Origin of the sequence: Microbacterium sp. 22195, assembly GCF_052056515.1 — a bacterium.
Lineage (GTDB): Bacteria > Actinomycetota > Actinomycetes > Actinomycetales > Microbacteriaceae > Microbacterium.
This window is the reverse complement of record NZ_JBQEPE010000001.1, coordinates 485,518-511,838: the sequence shown is the minus strand read 5'-3', so window position 1 is coordinate 511,838 and position 26,321 is coordinate 485,518. Positions and strand designations below refer to the sequence as shown.

Below are 26,321 nucleotides of genomic sequence, written 5' to 3'. Positions count from 1 at the left end.
CGGTCACGCCGCTCCCAGGATCATCAGCTTCTCGGGGTCGGTGACGCCCTCGAAACCGAATCGGCGGTACAGCTCGTGCGCGTCCGCGGTGGCGAGCATGACGCGCTTCAGGCCCAGGGGGCGCACAGCCGCGACGACGGCCCCCGCCAGCGCCTTGCCTGCGCCGAGACCGCGGGCGGCAGGGTCGACGAAGACGTCGCAGAGCCAGGCGAACGTCACCTGGTCGGTGACGACGCGGGCGTACCCGACGAGCCGGCCGTCGGCATCCAGGGCCCCGAAGTTCACCGAGGCGCGCGCCGCCGCCTCCACGACCTCGCGTGATCGGCCGAGCGCCCAGTAGGCCTCCTCCGAGAGCCAGCGGTGCACCACGTCCAGGTCGATGTCTTCGAGGTCGGTCGTCACGCGCACAGCAGCAGTCATGGTCAGAGCCTAGGGCCGTCCGCCACCGCGCAGTGCGGCCCGTACCGAGGGTTCAGGATGCGGCGTCAGCGGGTGGGCGGCCCCGGCTTCCGCGCCGCCAGGCTCAGATGCGGCCGCGCACGGGCGTCCGCTCCCCCGGGTCACCGCCCTCGGGCATGGTCATCTCGGCGCGGACGCCCAGCAGCCGGACCTCGCGACCGGCGTCCAGACCGTCGGCCAGTTCGCGCGCTGCTGCGATGAAGGCACCGCGGTCCTGCGTAGGCTCGGACAGCTTCCGGCCCATCGTGCGCGTCTCGAACGGGGCGTATCGCACCTTCAGGTGCACGCGGATGACGGGTCGCCCCTCCTCTGTGCAGTCGTCGAAGGCCTGCCCGGCGAGGGACTCGATCGCGGCCTCGATCTCGGCGCGTGTCGTGAGGTTCCGCTGGAAGGTCGTCTCCCGGCTGTGGCTGCGGGCGATCCACGGGGTGTCGTCCACGACCGCCGGACCTCGTCCGGAACCGAGCCCGTGATACCAGACGCCCATCTTCGGACCGAACTCGCGGATCATCTCGGCTTCGTCGGCATCGGCGAGGTCGCGCACCGTCCGGATGCCGTGGTCGGCCAGTCGCTTCTGCACGCGGGAGCCCACGCCCCACAGATCGCGGGTGGGCCTCTCCCCCATCACCTCGAACCAGTTCTCTGCCGTGAGGCGGAAGACGCCCCGGGGCTTGCCGAACTCCGTCGCGATCTTGGCACGCACCTTGTTATCGCCCACGCCGACCGAGCAGTGCAGGGAGGTCGCGGCCAGCACGGCGTGCTGCGCGTCGCGGGCCAGGGCCTCCGGGTCATCCGTCGTCGTCCCCAGAAAGCACTCGTCCCATCCGATGATCTCCACGACCACGCCGGGAAGGGCGCGGAGCGCGCTCATCACCCCGGCGGATGCCTCTTCGTACGCCGCGTGATCCACCGGCAGGAAGACCGCGTCCTCGGGCGCCTTGCGGGCCGCGATCTTCAGCGGCATCCCCGAACCGATGCCGAACGCGCGCGCCTCGTACGATGCCGTGGACACCACCGCCCGTTCGGTGGGATCGCCGTTGCCGCCGACGATCACAGGCCGTCCGGCGAGCTCGGGGCGCCGCAGCACCTCGACCGCCGCGATGAACTGGTCCATGTCGACGTGGAGCACCCAGGGCGCCGGAGTCATGCCTCGAGTCTGCGGCACGAAGCCCGATCTGTCACCTGGCTTCGCTCGTGCGGCTCAGCGCAGCTGCGCGAACGCCTCGGCTCGCTCGGTGGGTCCCACGATGAGGATCGTGTCGCCTGGACGCAGCACGGTGGTGTTGTCGGCGTTGTGCCACTCGTCCGCCCCGTGCTGGTAAGCGGCGACGGTGATGCCGTGGGTCGTGCGGACTCCGGTCTCACCGAGGGCGACGCCGTGCAGCATGGAGGGCGCGGCCGCCTTGACCAGCGCATAACCCGGCGCCACCTCGATGTAGTCGAGTGCCGCACCACGGACGAGGTGCGCGACCCGGCGCCCCATGTCGTGCTCGGGGTAGATCACCTTGTGCACGCCGAGCTGCTCCAGGATCAGGCCGTGCCGGTCGTCGACGGCCTTGGCCCAGATCACCGGGATCCGCATGCTCAGCAGCACGGAGCAGGTGAGGATGGAGGCGGACACATCGTCTCCGATCGCCACCACCACGCGGTCGAACTCGTCGATCGCGAGCTGCCTCAGCGCCTCCTCCCTGGTGGAGTCGGCCCGCACCACCTGCGTGAGCTCGCCGTTGTGCGCCTGGACGAGATCCTCGTCGATGTCGATGCCGAGCACCTCCGTGCCGGCGGCCATGAGCTCATGCGCCAGTGCGCTTCCGAACCGGCCGAGACCGATGACGGCGACCGAGTCCGCCTCGGCGATGCGCCGCGACGCATCGCCGCCGAAGAGCGAGAACCTAACCAATGGCGGGCCTTTCCTTGGGGAGTTCGTAGAGCACGCGACGTTCACGCAGTGCGATCGCCGTGCCGAGCGTGAGGGGACCGAGTCGGCCGAGGAACATCAGCATGATCAGCACCAGCTTCGCCGCAGCCGGCAGCTGCGTCGTGATGCCTGTCGAGAGTCCGACCGTACCGAACGCGGACACCGCTTCGAAGAGCACCCGGTCCAGGGTGCTGTCCGTGATCAGCAGCAGCGCCGAGGTTCCCACCACGACCGCGGCGACGGCGATGAGCACGACCGTGATGGCCTGGCGGTGCACGGCGCGGCTGAGCCGCTTGCCGAAGATGTTCACCGCGCCCTCGCCGCGCAGCTCGGTCAGCATGATGAAGAACAGCACGGCGAAGGTCGTGACCTTGATGCCACCCGCCGTTCCGGCCGGTCCGGCCCCGATGAACATCAGGATGTCCATGCCGAACCAGCTCGCATCGTGCATGGCGCCGATGTCGATGGAGTTGAAGCCGGCGGTGCGGGTCTGCACGGACTGGAAGAACCCGGCCAGGATCCGTGCCGCGGGGTCGAGCCCGCCGAGGGTCTTCGGATTGCTCCACTCGATGACCGTCAGATAGACCGTGCCGCCCACCAGCAGCACGAGGGTGCCCCACAGGACGAGCTTGGTGTTCATGGTCCAGTGCAGCGGGCGGCGGAACTCCTTGCGCAGCTGCATGATCACCGGGAAGCCCAGGCCGCCGAGGATGATCGCCGCCGCGATGGGCAGGCAGATGTACGGATCGGCGACGAATCCCATCAGGTTGTCCGAGTACAGAGCGAACCCCGCGTTGTTGAACGACGAGACCGCGAGGAACCCGGCGTTCCAGGCCCCCCTGCCCGGGTCGTAGCCGTAGCCGAAGGCGAACCGGAGCCAGAGCAGGATGAAGACGACCGCTTCGATCCCCAGCGTGATCCGCACGATCCCGCGGACCAGTCCGCGGACGTCCCCCCACCCGGTCGCCTTCGCCTCGGAGGCGGTGTTGATGCGAGATCGGACTGTCAGCTTGCGGGCCAGCACCAGACCGATCAGTGACGCGAAGATCATGATGCCGAGCCCGCCCAGCTGGATCAGCAGCATGATCACGACCTGCCCGAACGGCGTCCAGTACGTCGCCGTGTCCACGGTGGTCAAGCCCGTGACGCAGACCGCGGACGTCGCGGTGAAGAGCGCGTCCACGAGTTCGGCGCCACCCGGTCCCCGCTTGGACATCGGGAGCATGAGGAGGGCCGTGCCCACGACGATGGCCGTGGCGAATCCGAGCACGACGACCTGCGACGGATGCAGCCCGGTACGGCCGCGGGCCGGCCTGCGGCGCGCGCTGCCCGGTCCCGCAGCGCTCTGCGCTCTCAGATCCACCGGGCAACTGTACACCGGACGAGCCGTGTCGTCCGTTCGCGCCGACTACCCTGGTACGGGTGACCGCCACTCCCCTCCCCCGTTCCGGCCCCGGCTGGCGCGCCTGGCTGATCTGGGGCGTCGCCGTCGCGGCGTACGTCCTCGCCATCACGAACCGCAGCTCGCTGAGCGCGGTGGGCGTGGACACCGCGGAGCGGTTCCACGCCGACGCGGCCACCCTGTCGCTGTTCGCGGTGGTGCAACTGGCCGTCTACGGCGGAATGCAGATCCCGATCGGGGTGCTCCTAGATCGCTACGGCTCGCGTCCGATCATGGTCGTCGGCATGCTCCTCATGAGCGTGGGGCAGTTCGTGATGGCGGTCTCCCCCAGCATCGGCGTCGCGATCGTCGCCCGCGTGCTGCTCGGCGCAGGGGACGCGGCGATCTTCCCCGCGGTGATCCGCCTGGTCGCCACCTGGTTCCCCGCCCAGCGCGGTCCGCTGATGGGACAGATGACGGGCCTGGCGGGCCAGTGCGGCCAGCTCGTCGCGCTGCTCCCCCTTGCCGCCCTGCTGCACTCCACGTCCTGGACGATCACATTCAGCAGCATCGCCGGACTGGGAGTCCTGTTCGCGATCCTGGTGTGGGCCTTCGTGCGCAACCGTCCCCCGGAGCAGGAGCAGGACGTCACGGTCAACACCGAGACCGGCGTGATCCGCGTCGTCACCTCCTCGATCGACACAGGTGTCGGCATCCGCGCGGCCTGGGCCCACCCCGGCACGCGGCTCGCCTTCTGGACGCACTTCACCACGCCGTTCGCGGGCACCGCCTTCCTGCTGCTGTGGGGCATGCCGTTCCTCACCGCGGGCGAGGGACTCTCCAACGCGGCCGCGGCCGGACTCCTGTCGGTGAACGTGATCGTCGCGATGGCGCTCAGCCCGATCCTGGGCGAGCTCTCCCGCCGGATCCCCACGCGCCGCTCACTCGCGCTGGTCGTGCCGATCGTCAGCGTGCAGGTCATCGGATGGCTGCTCGTCATCGCGTGGCCCGCACCCGCCCCGGTGTGGCTGCTCACCATCCTGATCGTGTGCCTGGGAGCCGGTGGTCCGGCATCCATGATCGCCTTCGACCACGCCCGCACGCACAACCCCGTGCACCGGCTCAGCACCGCCACCGGCGTGACCAACTCGGGCGGATTCCTCGCCGGACTCATCGCGATCTTCCTCATCGGTCTGATGCTCGACCTGCAGGGTGCCGGCACACCCGCGACTTACTCGCCCGAAGCCTTCCGGTGGGCGTTCCTGACCCAGCTGCCGCTGTGGATCCTCGGGCTCACGATGATCATCATCGAGCGCAAGCACACCCGCATCCGGATGGGACTCGACCCGGAGCGCCCGCGGAACCGCTGAGCGGGCAGAAGGCCAGTCGCGGGTCGCCTCGCTCAGCCGCGTCGGGTCCAGCCGATCGGATGTGGGCCCCCGCGGCCTCCGCGCTCGACATCGGCCTGCGCCGACCAGCCCTGGGCGCTGTCGACCGCGTCGAAGCCGCCACGGGCGAGTCGCATGCCGACGTCGTCGTGGTGCATGCGCGGAGCACCACCCCGCCGGACGGAGGCCCGAACGCTCCAGCTGTCATCCGCGAAGCCGCCGCCACGGAAGACGCGGTAGTCGTCGTAGCGCTCGGGGTCGAGCAGATCCCAGCACCATTCCCAGACGTTCCCGAGCGTGTCGAACAGACCGTGGAGGTTGGGCAGCTTCAGCCCGACGTCGTGCGGCTCGGATCCCCCGTCGGCCCCGGTCCAGGCGATCTCCGCGAGCGGGCCGTACTGAGGCCCGGTCGAGCCCGCCCGGCACGCGAACTCCCATTCGGCTTCCGTCGGCAGCCGGTATCCGTCGCTGTCGACATGCCAGGTGACCTCCTCGCCGTCGAACGCGTAGGCGGGGTCGAGCCCCTCCCACTCCGACGCGGCATTGCAGAACCGGATCGCGCGCAGCCAGCTGAGATCGCGCGCAGGGTGCCGCGGACGGGAGGCCGGGATGCCGAGCACCTCTGCGAACTGCTCCTCGGTCACCGCGAACACGCCGATCTCGAACGCCTCGAGTCGGACTGTGCGATGCTGCTCCCGCCGCGCGTCGTGCAGGGTCACCGTGCCGCCCGGGAGCGTCCGCATCTCCCACAGGTCCATGTCTCAGCCCGCGACCGTGTCGGGGCGGAGATCGCCGTCCGGTTGAGTCAGGCGCTCCGCAGGCAGCCGCACCTCGAAGACGCGCATGAAGAACTGGCACATCGGGCCGACCAGCAGAGCGAACGCCACGGTGCCGAGGCCGACGTTCCCGCCCAGCAGCCAGCCGATCAGCACCACCGAGACCTCGAGGGCCGTGCGGACCAGCCAGATCGGCCGGCCGGTGACGCGGTGCAGGCCGGTCATCAGCCCGTCGCGTGGACCGGGACCGAAATGCGAACCGATGTACAGGCCGGTGGCTGCGGCGAGAACCGTCAGGCCGATCGCGAAGAAGATCACGCGAAGCCACAGCACGTCGGTCTCGGGAATCGTCAGGAAGCCGACATCCGCGGCGGGGCCGACCAGCAGGGCGTTCAGCACCGTGCCGATGCCCGGCTTCTGGCGCAGCGGGATCCACATCAGCAGCACGATGCCGCTGACGATGATCGTGATGGTCCCGAAGGACAGCGGGATGTGCGTCGCGATGCCCTGGGTCAGGACGTCCCAGGGAGCGGCGCCGAGCATGCCGCGGACGATGAACGCGATGCCGATCCCGTACAGGAACAGGCCGATCAGCAGCTGCGGCACGCGGCGCAGCATCCGGCGGCCGGCGAGCGACCTCATCGCGGCGTCCGCTCGACCCAGCCCCCGTACTTCGCGGTGCGCCCGTCGCCGGACGACGTGCCGGTGACACGTCGCCTGATCCACGGAGCGACGAACTCGCGGTAGTACGCATAGCCGCTCGGCCCTGCGACCGGATGGTGTGCTGGAGCCCACCATTCGCTCGGCGGCTCGTAGCCGAGTGCGTGCAGCACGCGCGCCGCGACGCGGTGGTGGCCGTGCGCGTTCATGTGCAGTCGGTCCTCGGACCAGTACTGGGGACGGGACAGCTCGGTGTCGGGCCAGTTCAGCGCGCGGACGACGTCGGGTCGGTCCTGGATGCGGCGCATCACGGCATCCGACAGCTCGTCCCCGCGCCGCTGCACCATCCTGCCCATCGGCAGGCGAGCGCTGGGGTTCGCACCCGAGAGCACGATGAGCTGCACGCCCTCCTCATCGCACCTGCGCAGCACACGGGTGAAGGCGTCGGCCAGGTGCTCGATGTCGGCGTTCGGGCGCAGCATGTCGTTGCCGCCGCCGTTGAAGGAGAGATGCGTCGGCCGGAGAGCGAGCGCGGGCTCGAGCTGCTGCTCGACGATCGGCCAGGCCAGCTTGCCGCGGATCGCGAGGTTCGCGTAGCGGATGCTGTGCCCCGACGCGTCGGCCCAGCCCTGCGCTGCGATGTCAGCCCAGCCCCGCACGGTGCCGTCCGGCAGCTCGTCGCCGACGCCCTCCGTGAAGGAGTCGCCGATCGCCACGAATCGCACTTCCGCCATCTTTCCAGCCTATGGCCGCGCCGGACCGCTCGGCGCCATGGGTCAGCGGTCGTCGAGGCTCGCGCCGCGCCTGTCGACGAGCCCCCAGGCCGCCACCGCCGCGATCACGAAGAACACCGAGAACACGACGAAGGCCAACGGCGCACCGCCCTGGGCGAGCAGCAGCGGCACCACCAGCGGCGCGATGATGGATGCGATGCGACCGATGCCGGCGGCCCAGCCCGCTCCGGTCGCGCGCAGCGAGGTCGGGTAGATCTCGGGAGTCACGGCGTACAGCGCGCCCCAGGCTCCCAGATTGAAGAACGAGAGCGCCATTCCGGTCGCGATGATCACGCCCTCACTGCCGGCGATGCCGAAGAGCACCGCGGAGACGGCGGAACCGGTCAGGAACACCGACAGGGTCAGACGCCTGCCCCACACCTCGATCAGCCACGCCGCGGCGGCGTACCCCGGCAGCTGCGCGAGCGTGATCAGCAGGGTGAAGCCGAACGACTTGACCAGGTCGTAGCCGGCGGCGAAGAGGATGCTGGGGATCCAGATGAACGCGCCGTAGTACGCGAAGTTCACGCAGAACCACACCAGCCAGACGCTGGCGGTGCGGAGCCGGAACTCCGGCGCCCACAGGAGGGCGACCCGCCGCGACGCGGTGGGGGCGAGCGTCTCGCGCACCGGCTCCTTGCGGATCGCGGGGGTTCGCTGCAGGTCGGCATCCGTCTCCAGCCGCGAGACGATCCGCTCGGCCTCCCCCATGCGACCCCGTGACGCCAGCCAGCGCGGCGACTCGGGCAGGCCCCACCGCACGACCAGGGCGTACACCGCGGGGATCGCACCGAGCGCGAACGCCCACCGCCAGCCGTTCTCGGAGGCCGGGATCACGAAGTAGCCGATCAGGGCGGATGCTGTCCAGCCGACCGCCCAGAACGCCTCCAGGATCACGATCAGCCGACCGCGGATGCGCGCGGGTGCGAACTCGCTGACGTACGTGGACGCCACCGGCAGCTCGGCCCCGAGCCCGAGGCCCACGAAGAATCGGAGCACGATGAGCACGGCCACCCCGCCGACCAGGGCGCTCGCCCCGGTCGCGAGGCCGTAGATCAGCAGCGTCACGGCGAAGACGTACCGGCGCCCCAGCCGGTCGGCCAGCAGCCCGCCGACGCTGGCGCCGATCGCCATCCCGATGAACCCGGCCGATGCGATCCACCCGGTCGTGAACGAATCGAGCGACCACTCCCGGGCGAGCACCGCGATGATGAACGAGATGAGGCCGACGTCCATGGCGTCCAGGGCCCAGCCGACGCCGGAGCCCGTCAGCACGCGCAGATGCGAGCGCGTGAAGGGCAGGGCGTCGAGTCGTGCGGCCAGGGACGACCGGCTCGTCAGCGAGGGTTCGGGCATGCTCTCATCGTAGAGGTGAGGTCAGCATGACCACACCTCTACGATGAGATGCCCGCACGCGGGTCTCAGACGTGGAACACCGATCGCAGCGTGTCCAGGCCCACGCCGCCCATGTCGAGGGCGCGCTTGTGGAACCCCTTGAACGAGAACGCGTCGCCCTCCTGGGCGCGCACGGCGTCACGGACCTGCTCCCAGATGCGCTGGCCGACCTTGTACGACGGCGCCTGGCCCGGCCATCCGAGGTAGCGGTTCACCTCGAACTGGCGGAACTCGTCGGACATGTTCACGTTGCGGCGCATCATGTCCAGCGCGTAGTCGTGGTCCCAGACACCGTCGCCGTCGAGGCGCGGCTTGCCCAGGTGGACGCCGATGTCCAGCACGACGCGCAGGGCGCGCATGCGCTGGCCGTCGAGCATGCCGAGCCGGTCCGCGGGATCGTCGAGGTAGCCGAGCTGCTCCATCAGACGCTCGGCGTACAGGGCCCAGCCCTCGGCGTGACCGGAGGTGCCCGCCAGCACGCGCCGCCAGGTGTTCAGCTCGGCGCGGTTGTAGGTCGCCTGCGCGATCTGCAGGTGGTGACCGGGGACGCCCTCGTGGTACACCGTGGTCAGCTCGCGCCAGGTGTCGAACTCGGTGACGCCCTCGGGCACGGACCACCACATCCGGCCGGGACGCGAGAAGTCGTCGGTCGGCCCGGTGTAGTAGATCCCGCCCTCCTGGGTGGGGGCGATCATGCACTCGAGCTCGCGGATCTGCTCGGGGATGTCGAAGTGGCTGGCGCCGAGGTCCGCGATGGCCTTGTCGCTGGTCTCCTGCATCCAGCGCTGCAGCGCCTCGGTGCCGTGCAGCTTGCGGGACGGATCGGCCTCGAGGTGCGCGACCGCCTCCTCGACCGTGGCTCCGGGGAGGATCTCGTTCGCGATCGAGTTCTGCTCGGCGATCATCCGCTCGAGCTCATCGCGGCCCCACTCGTAGGTCTCGTCGAGGTCGATCGTCGCGCCGAGGAAGCGGCGGGAGTTCAGCGCGTAGAGCTCGCGGCCGACGGCATCCTGCTCCGGCGCCACCGAAGCCAGTTCGCCGGCGAGGAAGGTGCGCAGCTCGTCGTAGGCGACGCGGGCGGCGCCCGAGCGATCGGCGAGCTCCTTGGCGAGGGACGCCGGCAGCTGACCCTCCTCAGGAGCGGCCTCGGCGACGAACGCCGCGAAGAAGCCGTCATCCGCCGTGTAGCGGCCGATCTGGGTGGCCACCTCGGTCACCTGCCGGCGGGCGGGGACGACGCCCTGGCGGATTCCCTCGCGCAGCGTCTCGGTGTAGCCCTTGATGGCTGCGGGCAGCGCGGCCAGGCGCTCCGCGACGACCGACCAGTCCTCGGCGGTCGCCGTGGGCATCAGATCGAACGCCTGCCGGAAGTCCTGCGGCGCGGACGCGATCACGTTCAGATCGCGCAGGTGCCACTGCGCGTCGTGCAGCTCCACTTGCAGGCGCAGTTCGGAGGACAGATCGGTCTTGGTGACCCGATCGATCTCGTCGACGGGCTCCAGTGCGTCGAGCTCGGCGAGTGTCGCGCGTGCAGCCGCGACCGAGCGCTCGTGGCCCTCGGGGCTGAGGTCGTCGAGCTTTCCGTTCGCCTCGTTACGGCCGATGTAGGTCGCCAGCGTCGGCGACAGATCCACAAGGGTGTCCACCCAGCGCTCGGCGACCTGGTCGATCGCGGAGGGGGTGCGGGGTTCAGCAGTCATGGATTCGAGCCTAGCCCCGCACGGCCGCAGGTCAGGGGATCAGTGCGCTGCTTCGTTCCAGTCGCGTCCGCGACCGACCTGCACGTCCAGCGGCACCGAGAGGTCGGCGGCTCCGCCCATGCGCTCGCGCACGATCGCCTCCACGGCGTCCCACTCCCCCGGCGCGATCTCGACGACGAGTTCGTCGTGGATCTGCAGCAGGGCCCGTGAGCGCAGCTCGGCCTGGCGCAGGTCCGCGTGGATGCGGAAGAGGGCGATCTTCATGATGTCGGCGGCGCTGCCCTGGATCGGGGCGTTCAGCGCGGCGCGCTCGGCGTTCTCGCGCAGCACCCGGTTGGGGCTGCTGAGGTCCGGGAACGGGCGCCGGCGACCGAAGATCGTCTCGGTGTAACCGTCTTCCTTCGCCTTCAGCACCGAGGCGCGAAGGTAGTCGCGCACCGCGCCGAACCGGGCGAAGTACTCCATCATCAGCTGCTTGGCCTCGGACTGCTCGATGCGCAGCTGCTTGGACAGCCCGAAGGCCGAGAGCCCGTAGACGAGGCCGTACGACATCGCCTTGACTTTGGTGCGCATGGCCGAGGTGACCTCCTCGGGCTCGACGCCGAAGACCCTGGCGCCGACGAACCGGTGCAGGTCCTCACCGGAGTTGAACGCCTCGATCAGCCCGGCGTCACCGGACAGATGCGCCATGATGCGCATCTCGATCTGCGAGTAGTCGGCGGTGAGGAGGGACTCGTAGCCCTCCCCGACCTCGAAGGCGCTGCGGATGCGACGGGACTCCTCGGTGCGCACCGGGATGTTCTGCAGGTTGGGGTCGGTGCTGGACAGTCGTCCGGTCTGGCTCCCGGTCTGCACGTAGGTGGTGCGGATGCGATGGTCGGCGCCGATCGCGGTGTCCAGCGACTCGATGATCTGGCGGAGCTTGGTGGCCTCGCGATGCTGCAGCAGCAGATCGAGGAACGGGTGCGGGTTGGTCTCCTGCAGGTCGGCCAGCACCGCGGCATCCGTCGAGTAGCCGGTCTTGGTCTTGCGCGTCTTGGGCAGCTGGAGGTCGTCGAACAGCACCTCCTGCAGCTGCTTGGGCGAGCCCAGGTTGAACTCCCGGCCGACGAGCGCGAACGCGTCGGCGGCGAGACTCTCGGTGCGAGTGAGCAGCTCGCCCGAGAACGTGGAGAGCACGTCGTGGGAGACGGCGACGCCCGCGACCTCCATGTCGGCCAGCGTGAGCAGGGTCGGCAACTCGATGTCGGTGAGCACCGTCGTCACGGAATCCGGCATCGCCTCGCGGATCGCGGCAGCCGTGCGCAGCGTGAACCAGGCCTCCTGCGAGGGCGTGGCGCCGTCTGTCTCGGGCACGAGCTGGGTGGGATCGGCCTCGGGCAGCTTCTCGTCGAGGTAACGGCCGACGAGGTGCGCGAGGGTCTTGTCCGGGAAGCTCGGGCGCATCAGCCAGCCCGCGAGCAGCGTGTCGTAGGCGATGCCGCCGATGCGGATGCCGGCCCGCAGCAGCGCCTTCACCTGCGGCTTCGCGTCGTCGAGCACCTTGGGCGCGTCGGACTCCAGCCAGCCGCGCAGCGCGGCAGCCGCGTCGTCGTTCCAACCGCCCTCGTGAAGCTCCGTCGCACTGGCGAAGCCGAAGCGCGTGATCGTCGAGCCGTTCAGCACGAGGCGCACGCCGATCTCGCCGTCCTGCGCAGCGAGCCACTCCGCCGCGGCGGACGCCGACGACTCGGTGGGCTCCGGCACCTTCACGGCGGGCTCGTCGTGCACGGGCTCGTCAGTGGCCCCCACCGCCTCGAAGACGCGCGGCAGCAGAGTGCGGAACTCCAGGCGTGCGAAGATGTCGCGCACCGCCTGGGCGTCGATGGGAGCCACGGCCAGCTCGTCGGGGCCGACGGGCAGCTCCACATCGTTCAGCAGGCGGTTCAGCCGCCGGTTGCGGCGCACGTCCTCGATGTGCTCGCGGAGGTTGCCGCCGACGACGCCCTTGATCTCGCCGGCTCGCTCGAGCAGCTCGTCCAGCGAGCCGAACTGCGTCAGCCACTTGACGGCCGTCTTCTCCCCCACCTTCGGCACGCCGGGCAGGTTGTCGCTGGTCTCGCCGACAAGCGCCGCGATGTCGGGGTACTGCTCCGGCCGGACGCCGTAGCGCTCCTGCACGGCGATCGGGTCGTAGCGCTTGAGCTGCGACACCCCCTGCACCGAGGGGTACAGCAGCGTCACCTCGTCGTTCACGAGCTGGATCGAGTCGCGGTCGCCGGAGACCACGAGCACGTCGTAGCCCTTCTCGGAGCCCTGTCGTGCGAGCGTCGCGAGGATGTCGTCGGCCTCGATGCCCTCCTTGGTGAGCACCGGGATCGACATCGCTGCCAGGCAGTCCTGGAGCAGCGGGATCTGGCCCTTGAACTCGTTCGGGGTCTCGGAGCGCGTCGCCTTGTACTCCGGGTACTCATCGGTGCGGAACGAGTGACGTGAGGTGTCGAAGGCGATGGCCATGTGGGTGGGCTTCTCCGCCTTGATGAGGTTAACCAGCATCGACAGGAAGCCGTAGATGGCGTTCGTGTGCTGGTTGTCCCTGGTCGTGAAGTTCTCGACCGGAAGGGCGAAGAACGCCCGGTACGCGAGCGAGTGGCCGTCGACGACCATGAGGGTAGGCTTTGCGGAGTCCGTCACCCTGCAAGCCTAACGAGAGCGACGGACACTCGCCGAGGAGGACGCGTGACGGATCAGGCTCAGATGGACGAGCAGGCTCGGATGACGGGCATGGAGTGGGCCACGCAGCGCGGCATGGGCGCTCTGGCACAGAAGATGGGGATCGAGTTCACCGAGTTCTCCGTCGAGCGCAGCGTCGGCACGATGCCCGTGGAGGGCAACACCCAGCCCGTGGGCCTGCTGCACGGCGGCGCGTACGTCGTGCTGGGCGAGTCGCTCGGTTCGATGGCCGCCAACCTGCACGCCGGGCCCGGCCGTCTCGCGGTCGGCGTCGACATCAATGCCACGCACACGCGCTCGGCGACCTCCGGCATCGTCACCGGGGTCTGCACGCCGATCCACCTCGGCCGCAGCATGACGGTGCACGAGATCGTGGTCACTGACGATCAGGGCCGGCGCTGCTCCACGATCCGCATCACCAACATGATCAAGGAGATGCCCGCCTGACGCGGATGCGAGAGGGCCCCGTCATCAGACGGGGCCCTCTCGCTGTCAGTGGATCGTGCTCACTTCTTGGGGGCGAGCTGCTCGATGATCGCCTTGGCGACGTCCTGCATCGTCAGACGGCGGTCCATGGACGCCTTCTGGATCCAGCGGAACGCCTCCGGCTCGCTCAGACCCATCTTCTCGTTCAGCAGGCCCTTGGCGCGATCGACGAGCTTGCGGGTCTCGAAGCGCTCGACCATGTCGGCGACCTCTGCCTCGAGCGTGATGATCTGCTCGTGGCGGGCCAGCGCGATCTCGATCGCGGGCAGCAGGTCGTTCGGCGTGAAGGGCTTGACCACGTACGCCAGTGCACCGGCCTCGCTCGCGCGCTCGACGAGCTCCTTCTGGCTGAACGCGGTCAGCAGCACGACGGGTGCGATGTTGTTCTTGTGGAGCTTCTCGGCCGCGCTGATGCCGTCGAGCAGAGGCATCTTCACGTCCATCACGACCAGGTCGGGGCGCAGCTCGGTGGCGAGGGCCACGGCCGTCTCGCCGTCGCCCGCCTCGCCGACGACGTCGAAGCCGTTGTCGCGGAGGATCTCGACGATGTCGAGGCGGATCAGCGACTCGTCCTCGGCGACGACCACGCGTCGCGGGGCGGATGCCGTGGGCTGCTCAGGCTGTTCTACGTCAGTCACGGTAAGAATCCTATCTGTTCACCTTGTGCCGGCGGTGGGGCCACGTCGCGACTCACCCCATTGCTTCGCGATGCGCCGAGCCTCCCGCGACGCGGGACCGGACCCCGACGCGGGCTGCGCCCGCTGGTTCGAGTCCCGCTCTGCTGCCGTATGTGGATTCCGGGACACCCTCCGGGCGCCCCGGAATCCACATGTGCCGGCGGTGGGACTCGAACCCACACGTCCTCTCGGACAAAGCATTTTGAGTGCTCCGCGTCTGCCATTCCGCCACGCCGGCCCGGATCGACTTTAGCGCACGGCGAAGGGGCGGACCCGCAGGCCCGCCCCTTCGAAAGCGTCTCAGACGCCGGTCTTGTAGATCGGCGCCGCTCCACCCACGGCATCCCCCACCTTGTGGATGCGGATGTCGTTCGTGGAGCCGATGATCCCGGGAGGGGAACCGGAGATCACGACGACCTTGTCCCCTTCCTTCGCCAGGCCGGAGCCGAGCAGGTGCTCGTCCACCTGGTGGTACATCGCGTCGGTGTGCTGCACCATCTCGACGAGGGTCGAGCGGATGCCCCAGGTCAGCGCCATGCGGCGGCGGATGCCGGGCTCGGGCGTGTACGCGAGCATCGGGATGCGCGAGCGCAGCCGCGAGAGGCGTCGCGCGGAGTCGCCGGACTGCGTGAACACGCACAGGAACTTGGCGTCGACGAACTCGGCGACCTCCAGAGCCGCGAGCGTCACCGCACCACCCTGAGTGCGCGGCTTGTTGGTGAGCGGGGAGATCCGCTCCAGCCCGTGCTCCTCGGTCGACTCGATGATGCGGGCCATGGTCTCCACGACCACCACGGGGTACTCCCCCACGCTGGTCTCGCCGGACAGCATCACGGCGTCCGCGCCGTCGAGCACGGCGTTGGCGACGTCCGAGGTCTCGGCGCGGGTGGGGACGGGGCTGTTGATCATCGACTCGAGCATCTGCGTGGCGACGATCACCGGCTTCGCGTTGCGGCGAGCGAGCTCGACCGCGCGCTTCTGCACGATCGGGACGGCCTCGAGGGGCAGCTCGACACCCAGGTCGCCACGGGCGACCATGATGCCGTCGAACGCGTCGACGATCTCCTCGAGCGCATCGACCGCCTGCGGCTTCTCGATCTTGGCGATGACGGGGACGCGCACGCCCTCCTCGGCCATGATCTCGTGCACGCGCTCCACGTCGGCGGCGTTGCGCACGAACGAGAGCGCGATCAGGTCGGCGCCGGTGCGCAGACCCCAGCGCAGGTCCTCCTCGTCCTTCTCGCTCAGAGCGGGGACGTTCACGGCGACACCGGGCAGGTTGATGCCCTTGTTGTTCGACACGGCGCCGGCGACGACCACGCGGGTCGTGACGACGGTGCCGTCGGTGTCCACGACCTCGACGCGCACCTTGCCGTCGTCGATGAGCAGGAAGTCGCCCGCCTTGACGTCCTGAGGGAGACCCTTGAACGTCGTGCCGCAGATCTCCCGGTTGCCGATGATGTCCTCGGTGGTGATCTTGAAGATGTCGCCGACGGCGAGCTCGTAGGGCCCGTCCTCGAAACGGCCGAGGCGGATCTTCGGCCCCTGCAGGTCGACCAGCACGGCGACGGCGCGGCCGGCGTCGTCCGCGGCCCGGCGCACGTTGGCGTAGTTCGCCTCGTGCACGGAGTAGTCGCCGTGGCTGAGGTTCAGCCGTGCGACGTCCACACCGGCCTCGATCAGTGCACGGACCGTTTCATAGGTCGAGGTTGCAGGCCCGAGTGTGGCCACGATCTTCGCGCGTCTCAACGGCATCTCCAGGGTGAGAAGGGGTACGGGGACTTGGCGACGTTGCCACGCTCAGCCTACGCAGGCTGGACGCTGAGTGCGACATCCGTTGCAGCGACCGGTGCGGGCAGCGTGGTGGCGCCCATCAGGTCGCGATCGATGGCGGCTGCGGCGGCACGACCCTCTGCGATCGCCCAGACGATCAGCGACTGTCCGCGCCCGGCGTCGCCGGCGACGTAGACGCCGGGCTCCGAGGACGCGAACCGCGCGTCGCGCTGGTACACGCCGCGACCGGTGAGGGCGGGCACGTCCCGCTCGCCGAGCACATCGGCCTCGGGTCCGGTGAAGCCCATGGCGATGAGCACGAGCTCGGCCGGGATCTCCCGCTCCGTTCCGCTCTGAGGTACCCGCTTGCCGTCCACGAACGCGGTCTCGGCGACGCGCAGGGCGCGCAGCGCCCCGGTGTCGTCGGAGAGGAACTCCACCGTCGAGGCGAGGTAGGTGCGCTCACCGCCCTCCTCGTGTGCGGACTGCACCTCGAACAGGGTGGGCTGCGTCGGCCAGGGCTGGTTCTCGCTGCGCTCCGTGCCAGGACGTCGTCCGATGGCCAGGTTGGTCACGCTGCGTGCGCCCTGGCGGTGGGCGGTGCCGATGCAGTCGGCGCCGGTGTCGCCACCGCCGATGACCACGACGTGCTTTCCGGCGGCGCTGATCTGGCCGGGGACCTCGTCACCGGCGACCGCGTGGTTGGACTGCACCAGGTAGTCCATCGCGAAATGCACGCCTGGCAGGTCACGGCCGGGGATCGGCAGATCGCGCGGCACCGTGGATCCGGTCGCGATGAGCACGGCGTCGTAGCGCGCCCGGAGGTCGCTCCAGGACAGCTGCACGCCGATCTCGACGCCCGGCCGGAAACGGGTGCCCTCCTCCTCCATCTGACGCAGACGCGCGTCGACGTGGCGCTTCTCCATCTTGAAGTCGGGGATGCCGTAGCGCAGCAGCCCGCCGATGCGGTCGTCGCGCTCGTAGACGACCACGGTGTGCCCGGCGCGGGTGAGCTGCTGAGCCGCGGCGAGCCCGGCGGGGCCGGACCCCACCACAGCGACCGTCTTGCCCGTGAGGCGCTGCGGCGGGCGGGGCTGCACCCAGCCGTTCTCGATCGCGTCATCGGCGATCGACTGCTCGATGTGCTTGATCGTGACGGCAGGCTGGTTGATCCCCAGCACGCAGGCACTCTCGCACGGTGCCGGGCACAGCCGCCCGGTGAACTCCGGGAAGTTGTTCGTGGCGTGCAGCCGGTCGCTCGCTGCCTGCCGCTCGTCGCGCCAGGTCAGGTCGTTCCACTCCGGGATGATGTTGCCCAGCGGGCATCCGGAGTGGCAGAACGGCACGCCGCAGTCCATGCAGCGCCCCGCCTGGCGGCGCAGCACGGTGCGGTCGGTGTCCTCGTAGACCTCTTTCCAGTCCATGATGCGCACCGCCACCGGACGGCGCGCCGGCAGCTCGCGCTGAGTCGTCTTGAGGAAGCCCTTCGGGTCAGCCACGGGTCACCTCCAGGATCCGGGTCCAGATATTCTCGCCGTCGGGGTCGTCCCCGGCGGCCTGCGCCTCGCGGCGGATCTCCTGCACGGCGGCGTAGTCCCGCGGCAGCACCTTGACGAAGGCGGTCCTCAGCGCGTCGGCATCGGCGAGCAGCTCGGTCGCCAGCGGCGAACCCGTGCGCTCGACGTGCTCGGTCAGCAGGTGGTGCAGCGTCGCGGCGTCGGCGTCGTCCAGCGGCACGAGCTGAAGCTCGCCGCTCTCGAGCGCCTCCGCGTTCACCTGCGTCTCGCGCAGCGCGTGCACGTATGCCACGCCGCCGGACATGCCGGCACCCAGGTTGCGTCCCGTGGTGCCGAGGATCACGGCGAGCCCGCCGGTCATGTACTCCAGGGCGTGGTCGCCGACACCCTCCACGACCGCCGTCGCGCCCGAGTTGCGCACCAGGAACCGCTCCCCCACGACACCGGAGATGAACATCGTCCCCGAGGTGGCGCCGTACCCGATCACGTTGCCCGCGATCACGTTCCGGTGCGGTTCGAACGACGCATCCCTCGGCGGGCGGATCACGATGTCCCCGCCGGAGAGGCCCTTGCCGACGTAGTCGTTGGCGTCCCCTTCGAGTCGCAGCATGATGCCTGCCGGCATGAACGCGCCGAGCGACTGCCCGGCCGTGCCCCGGAGGGTCACGTCGATGGTCTCCGGCGGGAGACCGGCGGCGCCGTAGCGCTCCGTGACGTGGTGGCCCAGCATCGTCCCCACCGCGCGCTCCGTGTTGCGGATCGGCAGGTCGATGCGCACCGGGTCGCCCTGCTCGAGGGCGTCCCCCGACAGCGCGATCAGCGTGGTGTCGAAGTGCTTGTGCAGCTCGTGGTCCTGCGTCCGGCCGCTCTTGCGCGGCTCCCCGGAGGGGAACACCGGTCCGGTGAGGATCGGCGACAGGTCCAGTCCCTCGGTCTTCCAGTGGTGGACGGCGGCATCGGTGCGCAGCAGCTCGGTGTGGCCGATGATCTCGTCCAGCGACCGGAAGCCGAGCGCCGCGAGGTGCTCGCGCACCTCTTCGGCGATGAACTCCATGAAGTTGACGACGAACTCCGGCTTGCCGGTGAACCGCGACCGCAGCAGCGGGTTCTGGGTCGCGACGCCCACGGGGCAGGTGTCCAGGTGGCAGACCCGCATCATGATGCATCCGCTCACGACCAGTGGTGCGGTCGCGAAGCCGAACTCCTCGGCTCCCAGCAGGGCTCCGATGATCACGTCGCGGCCGGTCTTGAGCTGTCCGTCGACCTGCACCACGACGCGGTCGCGCATGCCGTTGAGCATGAGCGTCTGCTGCGTCTCGGCGAGTCCCAGCTCCCACGGCGTACCGGCGTGCTTGAGCGAGTTCAGCGGGCTCGCGCCGGTGCCTCCGTCGTGCCCCGCGACGAGGATGACGTCGCTCAGCGCCTTCGCCACGCCCGCGGCGACCGCGCCGATGCCGGACTGGCTGACCAGCTTGGTGTGGATGCGGGCCTTCGGGTTCGCGCGCTTGAGGTCGAAGATGAGCTGCTTGAGGTCCTCGATCGAGTAGATGTCGTGGTGCGGCGGCGGGGAGATGAGACCCACGCCCGGCGTCGCGTGACGCGTGCGCGCCACCCACGGGTACACCTTCTGCGGCGGCAGCTGCCCGCCCTCACCGGGCTTGGCGCCCTGGGCGAGCTTGATCTGCAGATCGGTCGCCTCGGTCAGGTACTGGCTGGTCACGCCGAACCGGCCGGACGCCACCTGCTTGATGGCGCTGCGGCGCTCGGGGTCGACCAGGCGCTCCGGGTCCTCGCCGCCCTCACCGGTGTTCGACTTGGCGCCGAGACGGTTCATCGCGATGGCGAGCGTCTCATGCGCCTCCTGCGAGATCGAGCCGTAGCTCATCGCTCCGGTGGAGAACCGCTTGACGATCGCGCTGACGGGTTCGACCTCGTCCAGCGGGACGGGCGGCCGCTCGCCGGTGCGCAGCTCGAAAAGGCCGCGCAGGGTCTTCAGCTCGTGCGCCTGGTCGTCCACGAGCTTGGTGTACTCGCGGAAGATGTCGTACCGGCGGGTGCGGGTGGAGTGCTGCAGACGGAACACCGTGTCCGGGTTGAACAGGTGCGGGGACCCGTCGCGGCGCCACTGGTACTCGCCGCCGGTCCACAGCCGCTCGTGCGCCCTGGCCGCCTCGTCCTCGGGATAGGCGTAGTCGTGCCGCGCCTGGTTCTCGGCGAACACGTCCTCGATGCCGATGCCGCCGAGCTTGGTCTCGGTGCCGGTGAAGTAGGCGTCGACGAGCTCCTGGCTCAGACCGATCGCCTCGAACACCTGCGCTCCCGCGTAGGAGCCGACCGTGGAGATGCCCATCTTGGACATGATCTTCAGCACGCCCTTGCCGAGCGCGTGGATCACGTTGTGGACGGCCTCCTCCGGGCTGATGCCCGTGATGTAGCCGGTGCGCACCAGGTGCTCCACGGTCTCCATCGCCAGGTACGGGTTCACGGCCGAGGCGCCGTAGCCGATCAGCGTGGCCACGTGATGCACCTCGCGCACATCGCCCGCCTCGACCACGAGACCGACCTTCATGCGGTTCTCGCGGCGGATGAGGTGGTGGTGCACGGCGGCGACCATGAGCAGCGACGGGATCGGGACGAGGTCCTTGTTCGAGTCGCGGTCCGACAGGATCAGCAGCTCCGCGCCGCGTTCGATCGCGGCATCCGCCTCGGCGCACATCGCCGCCAGCCGGTCAGCCAGCGTGTGAGGACCCGCGTCGAAGTGGTACAGGCCGCGGATGGTGGCGCTGGAGCGGCCGGGAAGAGCGCGGTCGATGTGCCGGATCTTCGCCAGCTCGTCGTTGTCGATGACGGGGAAGTCGAGGCTCACCGTGCGCGCATGCTCGGGACCCCAGTCGAGCAGGTTGCGCTCGGGTCCGAGGCCGAGACGCAGGCTGGTGACGACCTCTTCGCGGATCGCGTCCAGGGGCGGGTTCGTGACCTGAGCGAACTGCTGCACGAAGTAGTCGAAGAGCAGGCGCGGGCGCTCGCTGAGCGCCGCGATGGGCGCGTCGCTGCCCATCGCGCCGAGCGGCTCGGCACCGTTCTGCCCCATGGGGGTGAGCAGGATGCGCACCTCCTCCTCCGTGTAGCCGAAGGTGCGCTGGCGACGGGTGATGGATGCCGCGGGGTGCACGATGTGCTCGCGCTCGGGGAGGTCGGCCAGGCGCACGGCGCCCTCCGCCAGCCAGTCGGCCCAGGGATGCAGGGCGGCCAGATCGCGCTTGACCTCGTCGTCCTCGATGATGCGGCGCTGCGCCGTGTCGACCAGGAACATCCGGCCGGGCTGCAGGCGCCCGCGGCGCTTGATGCGCTCCGGTGCGAACTCCAGCACGCCCGTCTCGCTGCCGATCACGACGAGTCCGTCGGTGGTCTCGGTCCAGCGCCCGGGGCGCAGGCCGTTGCGGTCGAGCGTGGCGCCCACCTGCACGCCGTCGGTGAAGATCAGGGCGGCGGGGCCGTCCCACGGCTCCATCTGGTTCGCGTGGTACTCGTAGAACGCGCGCAGATCCGGGTCGAGGTCGGTCTGCTTCTCCCATGCGGCGGGCACCATCATCATGACCGCGTGCGGCAGGCTGCGACCGGTCAGGGTGAGCAGCTCCAGCACCTCGTCGAAGGATGCCGAGTCGCTGGCGCCGTCGGTGCAGATCGGGAGCAGCGGGGCGATGTCGCCGAGCAGCTCGGACTCCAGCTGCGACTGCCGGGCGCGCATCCAGTTGCGATTGCCGCCGATCGTGTTGATCTCGCCGTTGTGCGCGAGCATCCGCAGCGGCTGTGCGAGCGGCCAGGACGGGAACGTGTTGGTCGAGTAGCGCGAGTGCACCACGGCGAGCTCGGAGGCGAAGCGCTCGTCCTGCAGATCGGGGTAGAACGGCTCCAGCTGCAGCGTGGTGACCATGCCCTTGTACCCGAGGGTGCGGGCCGACAGGGAGACGAAGTAGGCGCCCAGCTCGTGTCCGGCGCGCTTGCGCAGCCGGTAGGCCAGGCGGTCCAGGGCGATGCCGGCGACGGCGCCGGGGGCGGTGATGAAGAGCTGCTCGAACGCCGGGCGGGCCTCATCGGCGAGCTTGCCCAGGTGCTCGTTGGCGGTGGGGACGACGCGCCAGCCGAGGACCTCGAGTCCTTCTTCGGCGGCGAGGCGCTCGATGCCGGCCTTCTGCTCGCGGCGGGCGCTCGACTCCAGAGGGAGGAACGCCAGGCCTGCGGCGTACTCGCCGACCGGGGGGAGCTCGAAGTCCGTGACGGCCCGGAGGAACGCGTCCGGCATCTGCGTGAGGATGCCGGCGCCGTCTCCTGTGCCGGCGTCCGAGCCGATCGCGCCTCGGTGCTCCAGGTTGCGCAGCGCTTCCAGCGCCAGCGCGATGATGTCGTGGCCGGGTTCCCCGCGGAGCGTCGCGACCATGGCCAGGCCGCAGGCATCCTTCTCGTGGGCGGGGTTGTACATCCCCTGCTTCGGGGGGTAAGCGCCGGAGGCGCCGTAGGGAGGCTGGAAGTACACCAGTCACCGTCCTCAGTGTCGAAAGTGAATCCGGGGACAGCGTCGGCCCGCTCGTTCAGTATGAAGGATCACGCACGGCGGGAGTGCTCAGATGACGTCCTCGCGGTTTATGAAGCCGTGCTTGTGGCGGGTGCTTCAGCGTCGATCCCGTCCACCGGAGGCTCACTCAGGTCGACGTAGTCGTGGGAATCGTGCTCTGAGTCTACAACGGCATCGGCGGGCTCTCGTCCGGGCTGGTACGGCGAGGCCTCCAGGCCGGTGTGACGGCGCGTCTGCACGATGAGGATGACCAGGCCGACGAGGACGCCGATGATCGCCGCCCACACGTTGCTGCGCAGGCCCAGGTAGACCTGGCTCGGATCGATGCGGATCGACTCCCAGACGATGCGACCGGCGCTGTACCAGATCAGGTAGCAGGCGAACAGCCGGCCCCACTGCAGACGCAGCCGACGGCCCAGCCAGAGCAGAACCAGCACGCCGAGCGTGTTCCAGATCACCTCGTACAGGAACGTGGGGTGGAACAGCGTGCCCTCGGGCAGGCCGGCCGGGAACGCCGGGTTGGACGCCTCGATCTCCAGGCCCCACGGCAGGTCGGTGGGCAGGCCGAACAGCTCGTGGTTGAACCAGTTGCCGAACCGGCCCATCGCCTGCGCGAGCAGGAGCCCGGGCGCGAGGGCGTCCGCGAAGGTCCAGAAGCGGATGCCGGTCCACCGGCATCCGAGCCAGGCGCCCGCGGCGCCGCCGATGAGCGCGCCGAAGATGGCGATGCCGCCCTCCCAGATCGCCCAGACCGAACCCGGCTCGAAGGGGTTCCAGGTGTTCTTGCCCGGGCCGAAGTAGAAGTCGAAGTGCGTCAGGACGTGGAAGATGCGCGCCCCGATGATGGCCAGCGGCACCGCGATGATCGCGATGTCGATGACGACCCACTTCTCCGCACCGCGCTTGGTGAGGCGGTGGTTGGTGATCAGCGTCGCTGCGATGATCCCCGCGATGATGCACAGCGCGTAGTAGTGGATCGTGATCCCGAAGATCGGGAACGTGCTGACCGGAGGGCTCGGGATGCTGGCGGGCACGCCCGAGATGAGGCTGTGAAGCGCAAGGGACATGAGAGTGAGTCTAGTTTCCTGTCGCGAATCGCGCCGACGGGGTGCCGCCGGCGAGAGAACGGGTGGTCTCGGCGAGGCCGTCCAGGCCGCCGTCGCGCAGCGCCTTGACGAGCGCCGTGCCGACGATGGCGCCGTCGGCGTACTCGACGACACCGGCGATCTGCTCGGGGTTGGAGATGCCGATCCCCACGCATGCGGATGACGCGCCACGGGCCCGCATGCGGTCGACGAGCGTCCGCGCAGCGCGGTCGAGAGCCGCCCTCTCCCCCGTGATGCCCATGGTGGAGACCGTGTAGACGAAGCCCGTCGACGAGGAGATGACCAGGTCGAGGCGCTCGTCCGTGGAGGTCGGAGCAGCGAGGAAGATGCGGTCGAGGCCGGTGCGGTTGCTCGCGGCGATCCACTCGCCGGCGGCCTCGGGGGTGATGTCGGGGGTGATGAGGCCGGCGCCGCCCGCGGCGAGCAGATCGTCGGCGTAGCGGTCGACGCCGTACTGCAGCACCGGGTTCCAGTAGGTCATCACGACCACCGGCACGTCGGTGCGGGAGGTGATCTCCTTCACCACCGTGAACAGGTCTCGGGTGCGGTAGCCGTTGGCCAGCGCCTGCTGCGTGGCCTGCTGGATGACCTCGCCGTCCATGACCGGGTCGGAGTAGGGCGGGCCGAGCTCGATGACGTCGACGCCGTTGCGCGCGAGGGTCAGCGCTGCCTCGATGCCGGTCTGCAGGTCGGGGAAGCCGATCGGCAGGTACCCGATGAAGGCGCCCCTGCCCGCTTCGTGGGCCTTGCGGATCGCTGCCTCGACACGGCTCACGACGCGTCCTCCTCGTCGTACAGGTCGAAGTAGCGCGCCGCGGTGTCCATGTCCTTGTCGCCGCGACCGGAGAGGCAGACGGCGATCACGGCGTCCGGGCCGAGCTCGCGACCGATGCGCAGTGCGCCGGCGAGGGCGTGCGCCGATTCGATCGCGGGGATGATGCCCTCGGTGCGGCTGAGCAGGCGCAGGGCCTGCATGGCCTCGTCATCGGTGGCAGGGATGTACTCCGCACGTCCGATGTCGCTCAGCCAGGCGTGCTCCGGGCCGACGCCCGGGTAGTCGAGACCGGCCGAGATGGAGTGCGACTCGACGGTCTGGCCGTCCTCGTCCTGCAGCACGTACGTCTTCGCGCCGTGGAGCACGCCGGGACGACCGCGTTCGATCGAGGCCGCGTGCTTCGGAGTGTCGACGCCGTCACCGGCTGCCTCGACTCCGTAGAGCTTCACGCCCTCGTCGTCCAGGAACGCGTCGAACATGCCGATCGCGTTGGAACCGCCGCCGACGCAGGCGACCACGGCATCCGGAAGCCGGCCGGCCTCGGCGAGCAGTTGCTCACGGGCCTCCTCGCCGATGATCTTCTGGAAGTCGCGGACCATCGCCGGGAACGGGTGCGGACCGGCCGCGGTCCCGAAGATGTAGTTGGTGGTCTCGACGGTCGCCACCCAGTCTCGGTAGGCGTCGTTGATGGCGTCCTTCAGGGTCCGGGACCCGGTCTTGACCGCGACCACCTCGGCGCCGAGCAGACGCATCCGCGCCACGTTCAGCGCCTGACGCTCCGTGTCGACCTCGCCCATGTAGATCGTGCACTCCAGCCCGAACAGGGCCGCCGCGGTCGCCGTCGCCACGCCGTGCTGGCCGGCGCCGGTCTCGGCGATCACGCGGGTCTTGCCGAGCCGCTTCGTCAGCAGGGCCTGTCCGAGCACGTTGTTGATCTTGTGCGAGCCGGTGTGGTTGAGGTCCTCGCGCTTGAGGAACACGCGTGCGCCGCCGGCGTGCTCCGCGAAACGCGGCACCTCCGTGATCGGCGAGGGTCGTCCGGCGTAGGAGTGCAGCAGCGTCGCGAGCTCGGCGCGGAACGCCGGGTCGACGATCGCCGCCTCGTACGCGGCGGTGAGCTCGTCGATCGCGGCGATGAGCGACTCCGGCATGTACCGCCCGCCGTACTCGCCGAAGAACGGTCCGTGCTGGTCGCGCAGCGCCATGCTCACTCCTCTCCCCCGCGCACCGGCAGGTCGCCGGCCGCGAGGAACGCGTTCAGGGTGGCGACGGGATCGCCGGTGACCAGCGCCTCGCCGATCAGGACGACGTCCGCCCCCGCCTCGCGGTAGCGGCGCACGTCCTCGGGTGCGAGCACCGCCGACTCCGCCACGCGGATGGCGGTGTCGGGGATGCGGTCGGACAGGGACGCGAACAGGTCCCGGTCGAGCTCCAGGGTCTTCAGGTTGCGCGCGTTCACGCCGATCAGCTCGGCACCCAGATCGATCGCGACCTCGAGCTCCTCTGCGGAGTGGGTCTCGATCAGCGGGGTCATGCCCAGCTCGCGGATCAGCGCGTACAGCTCACCCAGGGTCTTCACGTCGAGCCCCGCCACGATGAGCAGCGCCAGGTCGGCTCCGGCCGCGCGGGCCTCGAGCACCTGATACGGCGTAGCGATGAAGTCCTTGCGCAGCACGGGGAGGTTCACGCGCGCGGTGACGGCCTCGAGGTCGGCGAGACTGCCGCCGAATCGGCGCTCCTCGGTCAGGACGCTGATGGCGGAGGCACCGCCCTGCTCGTACAGGGAAGCCTGCAGCGCGGGATCGGGGATCTCGGCGAGAGCGCCGCGTGACGGACTCGCGCGCTTGACCTCCGCGATGATCTTCACCCGGTCGGCGGGCGCCAGCGCCGCGAGAGCGTCGCGGGCGGCAGGGCGCGCCAGAGCTTCACGCTCCACGTCGGCCAGCGGCCGAGTCGCAGCACGCCGCTCGGCGTCCTGCACCGCGCCGGCCGTGAGGTCGGCGAGGACCATCAGTGCGCCTTCGGGGTGTACTTCGGGCCCTTCACTCCCCAGCCCGCCTTCGCCATGACCCAGCCGACGATCGCGCCGATGACGACGACGGCGGCCGAGATCCAGACACCCACCACTCCCGAACCGTCGGGGAAGCAGAAGAAGACAGTGCCGGCGGTGAAGCCGACCAGCATGATCACGACGGCAGTCCAGGCTGCAGGCGAGTGTCCGTGACCGGGGTCTGCGATCGGGTTGGTCATGT

General features: G+C 69.8%; 21 protein-coding genes and 1 tRNA gene. 2 read left to right on the top strand and 20 right to left on the bottom strand.

Going from position 1 to position 26,321, the window contains the following annotated elements:
- Nucleotides 1–3: 3 nt before the first annotated feature.
- The 4 genes from ACTJJ4_RS02490 to ACTJJ4_RS02475 form a co-directional block, all read right to left on the bottom strand.
- A complete protein-coding gene (locus tag ACTJJ4_RS02490) occupies nt 4–420 on the bottom strand; it encodes a GNAT family N-acetyltransferase (protein ID WP_440941867.1) in 417 nt (138 codons plus the stop codon).
- A 103-nt stretch (nt 421–523) separates the two neighbouring features.
- Nucleotides 524–1,606 carry a DNA polymerase IV gene (locus tag ACTJJ4_RS02485; protein ID WP_440941866.1) on the bottom strand — a complete coding sequence of 361 codons (1,083 nt, stop codon included), beginning with the start codon at nt 1,604–1,606 and terminating at the stop codon, nt 524–526.
- 54 nt (nt 1,607–1,660) lie between these two features.
- Entirely contained in the window at nt 1,661–2,359 is a 699-nt protein-coding gene (locus ACTJJ4_RS02480) for a potassium channel family protein (protein ID WP_440941865.1), read from the bottom strand.
- The gene (locus ACTJJ4_RS02475) at nt 2,352–3,668 is read right to left on the bottom strand and encodes a TrkH family potassium uptake protein (RefSeq protein ID WP_440942808.1); all 1,317 of its coding nucleotides are present in this window, start codon (nt 3,666–3,668) and stop codon (nt 2,352–2,354) included. Before ACTJJ4_RS02475 ends, ACTJJ4_RS02480 begins: the two co-directional genes overlap by 8 nt.
- A 131-nt stretch (nt 3,669–3,799) precedes the next feature.
- Here ACTJJ4_RS02475 and ACTJJ4_RS02470 point away from each other — a divergent pair, with 131 nt between their 5' ends.
- Entirely contained in the window at nt 3,800–5,128 is a 1,329-nt protein-coding gene (locus tag ACTJJ4_RS02470) for an MFS transporter (RefSeq protein ID WP_440941864.1), read from the top strand.
- Between the two features lie 32 nt (nt 5,129–5,160).
- On the opposite strand, the gene ACTJJ4_RS02465 is transcribed toward ACTJJ4_RS02470, so the two are convergent.
- From ACTJJ4_RS02465 to polA, 6 genes are all read right to left on the bottom strand, one after another.
- Nucleotides 5,161–5,904, bottom strand: coding sequence for a formylglycine-generating enzyme family protein (locus tag ACTJJ4_RS02465; RefSeq protein ID WP_440941863.1), 744 nt, complete (start codon nt 5,902–5,904; stop codon nt 5,161–5,163).
- Nucleotides 5,905–5,907: 3 nt separating this feature from the next.
- Nucleotides 5,908–6,564 (bottom strand): membrane protein YczE, encoded by a 657-nt coding sequence (gene yczE, locus ACTJJ4_RS02460; protein ID WP_440941862.1) that lies wholly within the window; start codon nt 6,562–6,564, stop codon nt 5,908–5,910.
- Nucleotides 6,561–7,316 (bottom strand): SGNH/GDSL hydrolase family protein, encoded by a 756-nt coding sequence (locus tag ACTJJ4_RS02455; RefSeq protein ID WP_440941861.1) that lies wholly within the window; start codon nt 7,314–7,316, stop codon nt 6,561–6,563. Before ACTJJ4_RS02455 ends, yczE begins: the two co-directional genes overlap by 4 nt.
- Nucleotides 7,317–7,358: 42 nt before the next feature.
- Nucleotides 7,359–8,711, bottom strand: a complete 1,353-nt coding sequence (locus tag ACTJJ4_RS02450) for an MFS transporter (RefSeq protein ID WP_440941860.1) — start codon at nt 8,709–8,711, stop codon at nt 7,359–7,361.
- A 65-nt stretch (nt 8,712–8,776) separates the two neighbouring features.
- Entirely contained in the window at nt 8,777–10,450 is a 1,674-nt protein-coding gene (locus ACTJJ4_RS02445; protein WP_440941859.1) for a DUF885 domain-containing protein, read from the bottom strand.
- Nucleotides 10,451–10,489: 39 nt separating this feature from the next.
- Nucleotides 10,490–13,123 (bottom strand): DNA polymerase I, encoded by a 2,634-nt coding sequence (polA, locus tag ACTJJ4_RS02440; RefSeq protein ID WP_440941858.1) that lies wholly within the window; start codon nt 13,121–13,123, stop codon nt 10,490–10,492.
- Between the two features lie 63 nt (nt 13,124–13,186).
- Here polA and ACTJJ4_RS02435 point away from each other — a divergent pair, with 63 nt between their 5' ends.
- Nucleotides 13,187–13,609: a hotdog fold thioesterase gene (locus tag ACTJJ4_RS02435; protein ID WP_292703609.1), complete on the top strand. Its 423-nt coding sequence runs from the start codon at nt 13,187–13,189 to the stop codon at nt 13,607–13,609.
- A gap of 59 nt (nt 13,610–13,668) precedes the next feature.
- On the opposite strand, the gene ACTJJ4_RS02430 is transcribed toward ACTJJ4_RS02435, so the two are convergent.
- From ACTJJ4_RS02430 to ACTJJ4_RS02385, 10 genes are all read right to left on the bottom strand, one after another.
- A complete protein-coding gene (locus tag ACTJJ4_RS02430; protein ID WP_440941857.1) occupies nt 13,669–14,286 on the bottom strand; it encodes an ANTAR domain-containing response regulator in 618 nt (205 codons plus the stop codon).
- A gap of 194 nt (nt 14,287–14,480) precedes the next feature.
- A tRNA-Leu gene (locus tag ACTJJ4_RS02425) sits at nt 14,481–14,563 on the bottom strand.
- Between the two features lie 62 nt (nt 14,564–14,625).
- Nucleotides 14,626–16,074, bottom strand: a complete 1,449-nt coding sequence (gene pyk, locus ACTJJ4_RS02420) for a pyruvate kinase (protein ID WP_440941856.1) — start codon at nt 16,072–16,074, stop codon at nt 14,626–14,628.
- 56 nt (nt 16,075–16,130) lie between these two features.
- Nucleotides 16,131–17,597 carry a glutamate synthase subunit beta gene (locus ACTJJ4_RS02415; protein WP_440941855.1) on the bottom strand — a complete coding sequence of 489 codons (1,467 nt, stop codon included), beginning with the start codon at nt 17,595–17,597 and terminating at the stop codon, nt 16,131–16,133.
- The gene (gene gltB / locus ACTJJ4_RS02410) at nt 17,590–22,095 is read right to left on the bottom strand and encodes a glutamate synthase large subunit (RefSeq protein ID WP_440942807.1); all 4,506 of its coding nucleotides are present in this window, start codon (nt 22,093–22,095) and stop codon (nt 17,590–17,592) included. Before gltB ends, ACTJJ4_RS02415 begins: the two co-directional genes overlap by 8 nt.
- Before the next feature lie 161 nt (nt 22,096–22,256).
- Nucleotides 22,257–23,255, bottom strand: a complete 999-nt coding sequence (gene lgt / locus ACTJJ4_RS02405; protein WP_440941854.1) for a prolipoprotein diacylglyceryl transferase — start codon at nt 23,253–23,255, stop codon at nt 22,257–22,259.
- 10 nt (nt 23,256–23,265) lie between these two features.
- On the bottom strand, nt 23,266–24,069 hold the full coding sequence (gene trpA, locus ACTJJ4_RS02400) for a tryptophan synthase subunit alpha (RefSeq protein WP_440941853.1): 804 nt from the start codon (nt 24,067–24,069) through the stop codon (nt 23,266–23,268).
- The gene (trpB, locus tag ACTJJ4_RS02395; protein ID WP_440941852.1) at nt 24,066–25,274 is read right to left on the bottom strand and encodes a tryptophan synthase subunit beta; all 1,209 of its coding nucleotides are present in this window, start codon (nt 25,272–25,274) and stop codon (nt 24,066–24,068) included. Before trpB ends, trpA begins: the two co-directional genes overlap by 4 nt.
- A 2-nt stretch (nt 25,275–25,276) precedes the next feature.
- Entirely contained in the window at nt 25,277–26,080 is an 804-nt protein-coding gene (gene trpC / locus ACTJJ4_RS02390; RefSeq protein ID WP_440941851.1) for an indole-3-glycerol phosphate synthase TrpC, read from the bottom strand.
- Nucleotides 26,080–26,319 carry an HGxxPAAW family protein gene (locus ACTJJ4_RS02385; RefSeq protein WP_285632216.1) on the bottom strand — a complete coding sequence of 80 codons (240 nt, stop codon included), beginning with the start codon at nt 26,317–26,319 and terminating at the stop codon, nt 26,080–26,082. Before ACTJJ4_RS02385 ends, trpC begins: the two co-directional genes overlap by 1 nt.
- Between the last annotated feature and the right edge of the window lie 2 nt (nt 26,320–26,321).